The following is a 12,147-nucleotide window of genomic DNA, read 5'->3' on the forward strand; positions in this document are numbered from 1 at the left end:
TGACTCCTTCAGTGTTGTTATGCCCACCAGTGAGCAATTTGCCAGGCCAGACGGGCAGCAAGCCGTGCCCCTTGTCCGTCCCGATCGTAGTGCGGGTTGAACTCTACCAGATCCGCCGCCTGTAATTTTCCACTACGACAAATACGTTCAATAACTGGCAAAAGCTCCAGCGCGGGTATCCCTAACGCCGCGGGTGCAGAGACGGCAGGCATCTCACCTGCGGGCAGGACATCCAGGTCAATGGTAAGGTAAACGCGATCGGCCTGCGCCAGCACCTTTTCCAGTGAAGGTAACGCATCGCGACGGAAATGGAGATCTTCCACCAGCGTCACGTTCAGTCGTTCCGCCTCATCCCACAGCGCCTGAGTATTCGCCGCGCGGCTTACGCCAAAGCAGGCATACTGAAACACCCGCGACTGTTCGGCGCAGTAGTGAGCCAGCTGGCGAAACGGTGTACCGGAGGTCGCGCATTCGGCCTTGCGCAGATCAAGATGCGCATCAAGGTTGATCACCACCACGCGGTCGTCCGGGAATGCATCCAGCACCCCGCGCCCGTGCGCCCAGGCGGTTTCGTGCCCACCGCCCAAAACCAGCGTGCGCATTCCGGCGCGCTGGCATGACGTCACTGCATCACTTAACGCCCGCTGAGCGGCCTCCAGCGCATCGCCCTCAACGGAAATGGAGCCCATATCTGCCAGCCGTTCATGTCCCTGATGGCTGGCCATATTTGCCAGCGCCCTGCGCAGTACATCGGGAGCCTGCACTGCTCCGGGTCTGCCATGATTACGCTTTACCCCTTCATCGCATTCAAACCCTATCAGGGCAATACCTGATGATATGGGAGCAAACTGTTCCGGCTGGTGTATTGTCTGGAAAATGCGTTTTGCATTGCTGGCTTCGGCGCTGTCATCGCGCCCCTGCCAGACTGTCTGTGAAACGGGCCGCCAGAGCGTCATACTCCCTCCCCACGGAAAATACGTTGATACAGCGGATTGCGTCCCGGCTCGTAGACCATTTCCACCGGGTGGTGCGCATCCCAGACGATAAAGTCAGCCACGTATCCGGCCTGTAATTGCCCGTGCGTCGCGCCACGTCCCAGCGCCTGCGCCGCATGTCGCGTCACGCCTGCCCAGGCTTCTTCTGGTGTCAGACCAAACTGAACACAGGCCATATTCATCGCCAGATGAATGCTCGCAAACGGGCTGGTGCCAGGGTTGTAGTCGGTGGCAACGGCCATCGGTATGCCCTGTTTTCTGAGCTGTTCAACAGGTGGGCGCTGACGCTCCTGAAGAAAATAGAATGCGCCAGGTAACAGCACCGCAACCGTGCCGTTGTGTGCCATCGCCTGAATGCCTGTCTCGTCGAGATATTCAATATGATCGGCGGAAAGCCCTTTATAGCGACTGACCAGCGCGGCACCGCCCTGATTCGACAACTGCTCCACGTGCCCTTTCACCGGAATCCCCAGCGCGACAGCGGCCTGGAAGAGCCGCTCGGTTTGCGCCAGCGTGAAGCCCACATTTTCACAAAAGACATCCACCGCTTCGAACAGGCCTTTTTGCCACAGGGAGGGCATGATCTCTTCGCAGACCAGCGCCAGATAAGCGTCGGGGTTCTGTCGGTATTCTGCGGGCACGGCATGAGCGGCAAGCAGCGTTGGGCTGATGTCGACCGGATTATCCTGCGCAAGCTGATTCGCCACCTGCAGCATCTTCTCTTCGGCTTCGGCGTTCAGCCCGTATCCCGATTTAATTTCAAGGGTCGTTACGCCTTCAGCCATCAAACGCTGAAGACGCTGCTGCGCCAGGCGCAACAAGGTTTCTGGTGTGCTGTTGCGAGTCGCCGTCACGGTAGCGTTAATTCCACCGCCCTGCGCGCTGATGGTCTGGTATGAAATACCGTTCAGGCGTTGCTCCCATTCCGCCGCGCGATCGCCGCCAAACACCAGGTGGGTATGACAGTCGATAAGACCCGGCGTCACCAGACGCCCCTGGAGATCGACGCTGTTATGATGCCCGGAAGGGGTGTCTGACTCAGGCACGACGGCCAGAAGTGTCTGACCGCGAACCACCAGGGCGTGTTGTTCTTTCAGGCCATACGGCGCAGACTCACCGGGAACCATTGTTGCCAGTCGCGCATTTCGCCATATCACATCGTTGGGATGAAGCTGCTGCATGGGGCGTTTCACTTGTCATGGGTTGTATAGACATTTATTTTCATCTGCTGTCTGCTGTCAACCGACTTTGTGGAAAATGTTATTTATTTGTGATGACTTCCCTGCCTCCTGAGGGTGAAAAATGCAACTTTTACCCTTTTGATCTTCCCGTTTCGCTCAACTTAGTATAAAAAAGCAGGCTATTTCGTCTATCCCGTAAAGACTTGCATACCCAGGAGCTCTACCTTGAACATTTCCAGGATTTCCCGTCTGGCGTTAGCACTCGCCTTTGGCGTGACATTATCCGCATGCAGCTCAACTCCACCGGATCAGCGGCCTTCTGAGCAGGTTGCGCCGGGTACCGCTTCCCGTCCGATCCTGTCCGCTGATGAAGCGAAAAACTTCAACCGCGCACACTACTTCTCAGCGATGGATCCGAACGCTGCACCGTGGACACCGTCTTCTGTTAACCTGCCGAAGCAGCCTGACTTCGTTGTTGGCCCGGCAGGTGCGCAGGGCGTAACGCATACCTCTGTTCAGGCTGCGGTTGACGCTGCCATCACCAAACACAGTGCATCACGTCAGTACATCGCGATCCTGCCAGGTGACTATGAAGGCACCGTTTACGTTCCGGCCGCACCAGGCAGTATTACTCTTTACGGCCTGGGCGAAAAAGCGCTCGACGTGAAAATTGGTCTGGCGATTGATTCTGAAACCGATAGCACCACCTGGCGTCGTCTGGTGAACCCGGCAGGGAAATACATGCCAGGTAAACCCGCGTGGTATATGTTTGATAACTGTCAGAGCAAGCGCTCCGCCACCATTGGCGTGATGTGCTCTGCCGTATTCTGGTCACAGAACAACGGCCTGCAGCTGCAAAACCTGACCATTCAGAACACCCTGGGTGACAGCGTTGACGCGGGCAACCATCAGGCCGTGGCACTGCGTAGCGATGGCGACCAGGTGCAGATTAACAACGTGAACATTCTGGGCCGCCAGAACACCTTCTTCGTGACCAACAGTGGCGTGCAGAACACCCTGCAGAATAACCGTCTGACACGTACTCTGGTGACCAACAGCTACGTTGAAGGCGACGTGGACCTGGTGTCTGGTCGCGGTGCGGTGGTGTTTGATAACACCGACTTCCGCGTGGTGAACTCACGTACTCAACAGGAAGGTTATGTGTTTGCTCCGGCGACACCGTCTAACCTCTTCTACGGTTTCCTGGCAGTGAACAGCCGCTTCACCGCATCCGGTGACAATGTGGCGCAACTGGGCCGTTCTCTGGATGTGGACTCCGCCACCAACGGTCAGGTTGTGATCCGCGACAGCGTGATCAACGAAGGTTTCAACATGGCAAAACCGTGGGCAGATGCGGCCATCTCTAAACGTCCGTTCTCCGGCAATACCGGTGCTGTGGACGATAAAGGAAACGTGCAGCGCAATCTGAACGACGCTAACTTCAACCGCATGTGGGAATACAACAACCGCGGGCTGGGTAGCAAAGTGGTTGCTGAGCCGAAGCAGTAAGATGTGAGTAAAAGGGGGATTTCAATCCCCCTTTTACTGCGACTGAATGCGTCAGGCCCCAAACTTCAGATACGCATCCAGTAGTTGCATGATAGCAACCATGAGTTGCAGGAACAGAATTGCCCATTCCACACCGCTCATACGCCACTCCTTTGGTATAGAGCACTTCTCCTCTGGCTTACCTTTCCGCTGCCTGTCACCAGAAGGTGTGTTGGTTATGTTTTGATGTGCTCCGCAGTTTAGGCACTGTCGGCACCACCCGACAGCCAGGACTTAAAAAGGATCCTGAATTTCGGAACTGCAACACATCAAACCAACGGACAGAATGATATCAAATCACTACTGTACATAAAAACAGATAAAACCAGTTTAGGAATCTATAAAGAAAACGCCACTAACCAACTGATTATTTTATAAATAATATTATGTGTTCATTCCGTGATCTCTTTTCTTTATTGACGATGAATTTACATCGCCTTAAGCCAATATTATGATGACCATGTTGGTTACGTTTTGATGTGCTCACCCGGCTACCACCGGGCATAAAAAAACCTCGCATTCGCGAGGTTTTTTGCTTTTAGCCGCTTAGTGCGCGTTAACAACCACCCACATTGGCCCCTGGCCTACGGCATAACGCCCTTTCTCTTCCAGCAAGCCCTGCTCACCTTTGATCTCATACAGCGCAATGTGGTGGGATTTCTGTCCCGCCGCAATCAGGTATTTGCCACTGTGATCAATATTAAAGCCGCGCGGCTGGGTTTCCGTTGGCTGGAAACCTTCGATCGCCAGCACGCTACCGTCTTCGGAAACGCTGAACACGGTAATCAGGCTGGAGGTACGGTCGCAGGCATACAGATGACGGCCATCCGGCGTGATGTGAATATCTGCCGCCCAGCGGGTGTCAGAGAAGCCAGACGGCATCATATCCAGCGTCTGCACGCACTCAACCTGACCGTTAGGATCTTTCAGCTCCCACACGTCCACAGAGCTGTTCAGCTCATTGACCACGTAGGCATACTGCTGGTTTGGATGGAAGACCATGTGGCGCGGGCCTGCGCCCTCTACGGTAGTCACTTCAGCAGGACTTTGCGCCACCAGATTGCCATCATCGCTCAGGGTAAACAGGCAGATACGATCCTGCTTCAGCGCAGGTACCCACAGAGTGCGGTTGTCCGGAGAGATATTCGCCGAGTGGCAACCTTCCAGTCCTTCAACCACGTCAACCATTTCTACCGGAATACCGTCTTCCAGACGCGTCACGCTCACGCAACCGGCGTTGTAAGAGCCGCTGAAGACGAAGTGGCCTTTGCGATCGGTGGAGATATGGGTCGGGCTTCCCGGCAAGGGGGCTTCTGCGGTGTAAGTCAGCGCACCATCATCTGGGGAGATACGGTAGGCCAACACGCGAAACTCAGGGCGCACGCCCACGTACAAGAAACGTTTATCCGGGCTGATGACCATCGGCTGAACCTGTCCTGGTACATCAACGACCTGAACCAGCGTGAGTGTCCCTCCGGCATTTAAACGCCAGACGTGGATCTGCTGGCTTTCAGGACTGGCGGTATAAACGGTTTGTTTCATGAATACTCACTCCTCACTGCGCATGAAAGTAGTTAACTTTTGACGGTGAATGCTGAATTGTCGTCGGGAGTTTTGAAGCATCCGCCTCTCGGTGTACCATCCCATCAGAACATAAATTCAATATTAACCCGGAAAAATAAATGACCTCGCGTGTGATTGCTCTGGATTTAGACGGTACCTTACTTACGCCGCAAAAAACCCTTCTTCCCTCTTCCCTTGAAGCGCTCAAACGTGCGCAGGAAGTGGGATATCAACTCCTTATCGTAACGGGTCGACATCACGTTGCCATTCACCCTTTTTATCAGGCACTGGCGTTAGATACACCTGCAATTTGCTGCAATGGCACCTACTTGTATGATTATAAAGCAAAAAAGGTTTTAGAGTCCGATCCACTGCCCGTACCTCAGGCTCTGCAGCTGATTGATTTGCTGGATGAACATGCCATTCACGGCCTGATGTATGTGGATAACGCGATGGTGTATGAGCGCCCTACCGGCCACGTGACCCGCACCAACAACTGGGCGTTGTCGCTGCCGGAAGTGCAACGCCCTGTCTTTACTCAGGTGTCCTCCCTGCGCCAGGCGGCCCAGGATGTTGATGCTATCTGGAAATTCGCCCTGACGGATGAAGACACCAGCAAACTGAATGCTTTCACGAAACACGTTGAACAGACACTGGGTCTGGAATGCGAATGGTCCTGGCACGATCAGGTAGATATTGCCCGTAAAGGTAACAGCAAAGGTAAACGTCTGACGCAGTTCGTGGAATCACAGGGCTGGTCGATGCAGGATGTCGTGGCCTTTGGTGACAACTACAACGACATCAGCATGCTGGAAGCCGCCGGGACGGGTGTGGCGATGGGTAACGCAGATGACGCGGTGAAAGCCCGCGCCAACGTGGTGATTGGCGATAACACAACCGACAGCATCGCGCAGTATATCTATAGCCACCTGCTGTAATCAGGTGGTAATGGAAACGCTTTTGATTTGCGCATAGAGCCACAGGCCAGGTTTGATCCCTAACTCATCTCTGGCCCACGGGCTAATGCGCGCCCAGAGCGTCTTGCTGCCCACCTCCAGCTGTACTTCAACCTGACCATTATCATCAAAACACTGCGCAACTTTTGCGCGCAGAATGTTACGGATACTGGTTTGCAGCGGTGGTTGCAGCACAAGGGAAACATCCGACGCCTGAATGCGGATCCGCAGCGCGGACTGCAACGGTTTATCAATCTTATTGACCCACAGATGCTGATCGCCCAGCGCCAGTGCCGTCATGGCGTAGTGCGGGTGATGTTCCAGAACGCTCACCTTCAGGATGCTGCTCTGCTGCTCCTTCGGCAGCCACGGGTGCATCACGCTACTGCCCCACACCTCTTCCAGATTGCCGAACGCCTTCACGCTGCCGTCTTCCAGCACCAGCACTTTGTCTGCCAGATGCAGAATTTCGTCCAGTGAATGGCTGACGTAGAGCATCGGGATATTGATTTCACGCGCCAGACGTTGCAGATACGGCAACAGCTCACGCTTACGCGGCAGATCCAGCGACGCCAGCGGCTCGTCAAGTAGCAGCAGTTCCGGCGCAGTCAGCAGTGCGCGCCCTATCGCCACGCGCTGTTTCTCACCGCCAGAAAGGGAGGAAGGCAGCCGCTCAAGCAACGCTTCAATCCCCAGAAGCGCCACCAGCTTATCAAACTGTGCAGCCATGCTTTTCGCCATGCCGTAGCGCAGATTGCCGCGAACGCTGTAGTGCGGGAATAAGCGGGCATCCTGGAAAACGTAGCCAATGCGGCGTTTATCCGGCGACAGGTAAATTTTGTTTTCCACGTCATTTAAGACGCGGTCATTCAATACAATGCGGCCTGACTGCGGTCGCGTCAGGCCGCTAATAGCATTAATCAGCGAGGTTTTCCCCGCTCCGGAGACGCCGAAAATTGCCGTAATACCGCTCGCGGGCAGCGTTTCGTTAAGCGTCAGGCAGTGGCTTCCCAGCGTCTGGGTGAAATTCAGTTCCAGCATGGCTATTTCCCCATTCGCTCACGGCTGATGCGCGCCAGCCATTCAGACACCAGCAGAGAGCCCAGCGCCAGCACAATCGAAATCACGCACAGCCGCGCCGCTGCACCTTCACCGCCCGGCGTCTGGATCAGGGTATACATGGCCGACGGAATGGTGCGCGTTTCACCGGGAATGTTCGACACAAAAGTAATGGTGGCACCAAACTCCCCGAGCGAACGGGCAAACCCCAGCACCGTACCAACAATAATACCCGGCAGCGTGAGCGGGAGCGTAATGGTGAAAAAGACGCGCCAGCGCCCGGCACCCAGCGTACGGGCCGCCTGTTCGAGCTTAAGATCAACACCTTCCAGCGCCAGGCGAATCGCCCTGACCATCAGCGGGAATGACATCACCGCAGCCGCCAGAACCGCACCACGCCAGCTGAAGGCAAGCGTCAGTCCAAACCAGTCATATAACCATTCACCGATAAACCCACGTCGGCCCATCGAAATTAACAGCAGATAACCGACCACGACGGGCGGCAAGACAAGGGGAAGATGAAGAACACTATCAAGCAGGGCTTTGCCTGGAAATTTACAGCGAACCAGTAACCAGGCAAAGAAGATCCCAAAGGGCAAACTCAGCGCTACCGCCAGGGAAGAAACTTTAAGGCTCAGCAGCACAGCCTGCCATTCAGGATCGGTCAATATCATTAGTGAGTCGTGAATCCATAACGTTTAAAGATTGCAGACGCCTGCGGCCCCTTCAGATAGTCACAGAAGGCCGTCACCGTCGCATTTTTATGTCCATCAACAATCGCAACAGGGTATTCCACTTTCTTGTGGGAGTCTTCCGGGAACGTCCCCACCACCTTCACACCTTTGCTGGCAATGGCATCAGAACCGTACACAATCCCCAGCGGGGCTTCGTTACGTTCTACCAGTGCCAGCGCGCCGCGCACGTCTTCAGCCGGAGCCAGTTTCGGGGACAGTGTCTGCCATGCCCCCAGTTTTTGCAGCGCCTCTTTGGCGTAAATTCCCGCCGGAACGTGTTCCGGATCGCCTACCGCCAGACGCCCACCGTTCAGCAGGCGGATCCAGGGAGTGTCTTTGTTGATGGTGATGTCGCCCTGCGTACTGGATTTTGGTGCCACCACAACAAGGCTATTACCCAGCAGCGTTTCACGGGTTGCCGTATCAATGGATTTTTTCTCAGCGGCGTAATCCATCCACTTCTGGTCTGCCGAAATAAACAGATCGGCAGGTGCGCCCGCTTCAATCTGGCGAGCCAGTGTAGAAGACGAAGCAAAAGAGGAGACAACCTCTACGTTCTTCTCTTTCTTGTACTCAGCTGCAATATCCTGCATCGCATTGGTCAGCGACGCCGCCGCAAAGACCGTAATTTTATTTTCATCAGCCAGCGCGTGTCCGGCGAGAGTGAACGTCAGCGTTGCCCCTGCGAAAAGGCGTACCCATGTACGTGCCATTTGTAGCTCCTGTGTGTCGTTATATATTTATAAATATAACGATAACGACAGGGATATCCTAGCGTTAAATCGTACCGATTAATGAGTAAACATATGCGCTACAGAAATAAATATCGGCGAAAGGAAGAAAAACTTGAGAGCAAAACGCCCGGGCAAGCCGGGCGTTTTGTGGGGAATTAATGCTGCTTTTTAGGCTGGTCTCTGTGACCAATGTTCGAAAAGACGTTGAACACTTCACCCAGGCCGTAGATGGCACCGAGGATGATAGCCATCACTACTGGTACCATGATCACGGCGAATACCAGACTTTTCAACAACTCTAACATGGTTTTCTCCAGATATTGTGAATGGCTTATTCTACCCTGAAAAGTGAGAAAAACATCCCCTTTTGTGCGGTGTACTTTGCGCACTACGTCATTTGGGTCACAATACGTTTTTTTGCCAGGACATTGTTATGCAGGCCGAAATCCTCCTCACCCTACGACTTCAGCAGAAGCTTTTCGCCGACCCACGACGTATTGCCCTGCTTAAACAGATAGAACAAACCGGCTCAATTAGCCAGGGTGCTAAGAACGCAGGCATCAGCTATAAAAGCGCCTGGGATGCGATCAACGACATGAACACCCTGAGCGAACAAACGCTGGTTGACAGGGCAACGGGCGGCAAAGGTGGCGGCGGCGCGGTAGTGACCCGTTACGGCCAGCGCCTGATTCAGCTTTACGATCTGCTGGGGCAGATCCAGCAAAAAGCCTTTGATGTACTCAGTGACAACGATAACCTCCCGCTGGATAGCCTGTTGGCGGCCATTTCCCGCTTCTCGTTACAGACCAGCGCCCGCAACCAGTGGTTTGGTACGGTAACGGCACGCGATAATTCCCAGGTGCAGCAGCACATTGAGATCTTACTTGCCGATGGCACCACTCGCCTGAAGGCCGCGGTGACGGCACAGAGCGGACATCGCCTCGGGCTGGATGAAGGCAAAGAGGTGCTGGTTTTGCTCAAGGCACCGTGGGTCAATATCACCCGCAACCCCGAGCGCGCAAAGCACGCGGACAACCAGCTGCACGGCGCAATCAGTCATATTGAACGCGGCGAGGAGCAGTGTGAGGTACTGATGACCCTGCCAGACGGGCAAACGCTTTGCGCGACGGTTCCGGTAAGCGAGGCGAGCGAATTAGAAGAAGGTGCTGTGGTGACCGCATATTTCAACGCCGACCGGGTGATTATCGCCACATTGTGCTAAGCGCATTGACAAGCATGCCGACAGTGAGTATCCCTGACGTCTGTTGCTGCAAAAAATGGGATAAATCATGTCATCATTGCATATTTCGCAAGGCACGTTTCGTCTTAGCGATACCCGAACGCTGACGCTTCCGGATCTGACATTACGTGCGGGTGAAAGCTGGGCGTTTGTGGGAACCAACGGTAGCGGAAAATCGGCGCTGGCCCGCGCGTTAGCCGGAGAGCTGACCCAGCTTAAAGGTGAGCGTCAGTGTAATTTTACCCGGCTAACGCGTCTCTCATTTGAGCAACTGCAAAAACTGGTGAGCGATGAGTGGCAGCGGAATAACACCGATTTACTCAGTCCGGGTGAAGAGGATACAGGCCGCACTACGGCAGAAATTATTCAGGACGACGTGAAAGATAGCGCCCGTTGCCAGCATCTGGCGGAGCAATTTGGGATTACTGCGCTTCTGGAACGGCGCTTCAAATACCTTTCTACTGGCGAGACGCGAAAAACGCTGCTGTGTCAGGCACTAATGAGCGAGCCTGAACTTCTGATCCTTGATGAGCCATTCGACGGGCTGGATGTGCGCTCCCGCGCCCAGTTGGCAACGCTGTTAGGTTCACTCAACCAGCAAGGTTACACCCTTGTGCTGGTGCTTAACCGCTTTGATGAAATCCCTGATTTTATCCAGAACGCAGGCGTGCTGGCCGACTGCAGTCTGACCGAAACCGGTGAAAAAACGGCACTGCTTCAGCAAGCGTTAATTGCCCAGCTGGCGCACAGCGAAAAGCTGGACGGTATTACCCTCCCGGAACCCGATGCCCCTTCGGCCCGACACGGTTTAGACCCCCACCAGCCGCGCATTATGCTGCGTAATGGCGTGGTCTCTTATAACGATCGCCCCATCCTTAACCAGCTGAGCTGGACGGTTAACCCAGGTGAACACTGGCAAATCACCGGCCCTAACGGAGCAGGAAAATCGACGCTGCTGAGTCTTATCACCGGCGATCACCCGCAGAGTTACAGTAACGATCTGACGCTGTTTGGCCGCCGACGCGGAAGCGGTGAAACCATCTGGGATATCAAAATGCACATTGGTTATGTCAGCAGCAGTCTGCATCTGGATTACCGCGTCAGCACCACCGTGCGTAACGTCATCCTGTCAGGGTATTTTGATTCCATCGGCATTTATCAGGCGGTATCGGATAAACAGCACAAGCTGGCGCAGCAATGGCTGGATATTCTGGGGATGGACAACCGGGTCGCTGATGCACCGTTTCATAGCCTGTCGTGGGGCCAGCAACGCCTGGCACTGATTGTTCGCGCGCTGGTGAAACACCCGACCCTGTTGATTCTGGACGAACCGCTGCAGGGGCTGGATCCGCTTAACCGCCAGCTGATCCGTCGCTTTGTGGACGTTCTCATTGGTGAAGGCGAAACGCAGCTACTGTTTGTTTCACACCATGCTGAAGACGCTCCTGCCTGCATCACTCATCGCCTCGAATTTGTCCCGGACGGTGAACGCTATCACTACCTTCTGAGCAAAATCGATTAATCCGTGGAGGGCTCCGCCCTCCTCTTTTCAGATAACCTGCAGCAATACATCTCTATCTCTTTGATCTAGAATGCGACATATGCGCTAAAAAATGGTTTTGAAAAACAGTGTAAACGATTCCACTAATATATCCCATGTCACACTTTTGACGTCTCTGTTATGCTATGGTTATTACATACCATAAGCCCAATGGAGCGAAATATGCGAGTTCTGGTAACAGGTGGTAGCGGTTACATAGGTAGTCATACCTGCGTGGAGCTGCTGAAAAATGGTCATGATGTCATCATCCTCGACAACCTGTGCAATAGTAAGCGCACCGTGCTGCCCGTGATTGAACGTCTTGGCGGCAAGCAACCTACTTTCGTGGAAGGTGACATCCGTAATGAAGCGTTGATGACCGAAATCCTTCACGACCATGCGATTGAGACCGTGATCCACTTCGCGGGCCTGAAAGCGGTCGGTGAATCGGTAGCGAAACCGCTTGAGTATTATGACAACAACGTCAACGGTACCCTGCGCTTACTCTCCGCCATGCGTGCGGCGAACGTCAAAAACTTTATCTTCAGCTCATCCGCAACCGTCTACGGCGATCAGCCTAAAATTCCTTACGTTGAA

13 protein-coding genes are annotated in these 12,147 nt (G+C 54.3%); 5 read left to right on the forward strand and 8 right to left on the reverse strand.

All coding sequences use genetic code 11. The annotated features are described in order from the left end of the window. Window positions 1-17 precede the first annotated feature (17 nt). Both hutG and hutI read right to left on the reverse strand, forming a co-directional pair. Window positions 18-956, reverse strand: coding sequence for a formimidoylglutamase (gene hutG, locus ACJ9N4_RS01530; protein WP_182919631.1), 939 nt, complete (start codon window positions 954-956; stop codon window positions 18-20). After that, window positions 953-2,176 carry an imidazolonepropionase gene (gene hutI, locus ACJ9N4_RS01535; RefSeq protein WP_182919630.1) on the reverse strand — a complete coding sequence of 408 codons (1,224 nt, stop codon included), beginning with the start codon at window positions 2,174-2,176 and terminating at the stop codon, window positions 953-955. The genes hutG and hutI overlap by 4 nt, the downstream gene beginning before the upstream one ends. Before the next feature lie 225 nt (window positions 2,177-2,401). On the opposite strand from hutI, the gene ACJ9N4_RS01540 reads away from it, so the two are divergent. Beyond that, window positions 2,402-3,685: a putative acyl-CoA thioester hydrolase gene (locus ACJ9N4_RS01540; RefSeq protein WP_182274184.1), complete on the forward strand. Its 1,284-nt coding sequence runs from the start codon at window positions 2,402-2,404 to the stop codon at window positions 3,683-3,685. Between the two features lie 51 nt (window positions 3,686-3,736). On the opposite strand, the gene tisB is transcribed toward ACJ9N4_RS01540, so the two are convergent. Next, complete coding sequence (gene tisB / locus ACJ9N4_RS01545) at window positions 3,737-3,826, reverse strand: type I toxin-antitoxin system toxin TisB (protein ID WP_023332440.1); 90 nt, start codon at window positions 3,824-3,826, stop codon at window positions 3,737-3,739. A gap of 444 nt (window positions 3,827-4,270) precedes the next feature. Next, window positions 4,271-5,266, reverse strand: coding sequence for a 6-phosphogluconolactonase (pgl, locus tag ACJ9N4_RS01550; protein WP_182919629.1), 996 nt, complete (start codon window positions 5,264-5,266; stop codon window positions 4,271-4,273). A gap of 140 nt (window positions 5,267-5,406) precedes the next feature. Between pgl and ACJ9N4_RS01555 the strand changes: the two genes are divergently transcribed. After that, window positions 5,407-6,225, forward strand: coding sequence for a pyridoxal phosphatase (locus tag ACJ9N4_RS01555; protein ID WP_182274182.1), 819 nt, complete (start codon window positions 5,407-5,409; stop codon window positions 6,223-6,225). Here ACJ9N4_RS01555 and modC read toward each other — a convergent pair whose 3' ends face one another. The 4 genes from modC to ACJ9N4_RS01575 all read right to left on the reverse strand — a co-directional run bounded on the left by modC (window position 6,226) and on the right by ACJ9N4_RS01575 (window position 9,075). Continuing rightward, window positions 6,226-7,284 (reverse strand): molybdenum ABC transporter ATP-binding protein ModC, encoded by a 1,059-nt coding sequence (gene modC / locus ACJ9N4_RS01560; RefSeq protein WP_182274181.1) that lies wholly within the window; start codon window positions 7,282-7,284, stop codon window positions 6,226-6,228. It abuts the gene before it with no gap. Window positions 7,285-7,286: 2 nt separating this feature from the next. Continuing rightward, window positions 7,287-7,976 (reverse strand): molybdate ABC transporter permease subunit, encoded by a 690-nt coding sequence (gene modB, locus ACJ9N4_RS01565; protein ID WP_182274180.1) that lies wholly within the window; start codon window positions 7,974-7,976, stop codon window positions 7,287-7,289. Further along, window positions 7,976-8,749, reverse strand: coding sequence for a molybdate ABC transporter substrate-binding protein (gene modA, locus ACJ9N4_RS01570; RefSeq protein ID WP_182274179.1), 774 nt, complete (start codon window positions 8,747-8,749; stop codon window positions 7,976-7,978). Before modA ends, modB begins: the two co-directional genes overlap by 1 nt. Before the next feature lie 176 nt (window positions 8,750-8,925). Continuing rightward, window positions 8,926-9,075 (reverse strand): AcrZ family multidrug efflux pump-associated protein, encoded by a 150-nt coding sequence (locus ACJ9N4_RS01575; RefSeq protein WP_182274178.1) that lies wholly within the window; start codon window positions 9,073-9,075, stop codon window positions 8,926-8,928. Window positions 9,076-9,203: 128 nt separating this feature from the next. Here ACJ9N4_RS01575 and modE point away from each other — a divergent pair, with 128 nt between their 5' ends. The 3 genes from modE to ACJ9N4_RS01590 all read left to right on the forward strand — a co-directional run. Further along, complete coding sequence (modE, locus tag ACJ9N4_RS01580) at window positions 9,204-9,992, forward strand: molybdenum-dependent transcriptional regulator (RefSeq protein ID WP_182919618.1); 789 nt, start codon at window positions 9,204-9,206, stop codon at window positions 9,990-9,992. 67 nt (window positions 9,993-10,059) lie between these two features. After that, a complete protein-coding gene (modF, locus tag ACJ9N4_RS01585; RefSeq protein WP_182919617.1) occupies window positions 10,060-11,532 on the forward strand; it encodes a molybdate ABC transporter ATP-binding protein ModF in 1,473 nt (490 codons plus the stop codon). 201 nt (window positions 11,533-11,733) lie between these two features. Continuing rightward, the coding region (locus ACJ9N4_RS01590; RefSeq protein ID WP_411500203.1) for an SDR family NAD(P)-dependent oxidoreductase at window positions 11,734-12,147 on the forward strand (414 nt) is incomplete at its 3' end.

The sequence above is a fragment of the Enterobacter sp. LM3 genome, assembly GCF_046622475.1.
In the GTDB taxonomy this organism is placed as follows: domain Bacteria; phylum Pseudomonadota; class Gammaproteobacteria; order Enterobacterales; family Enterobacteriaceae; genus Enterobacter; species Enterobacter cloacae_P.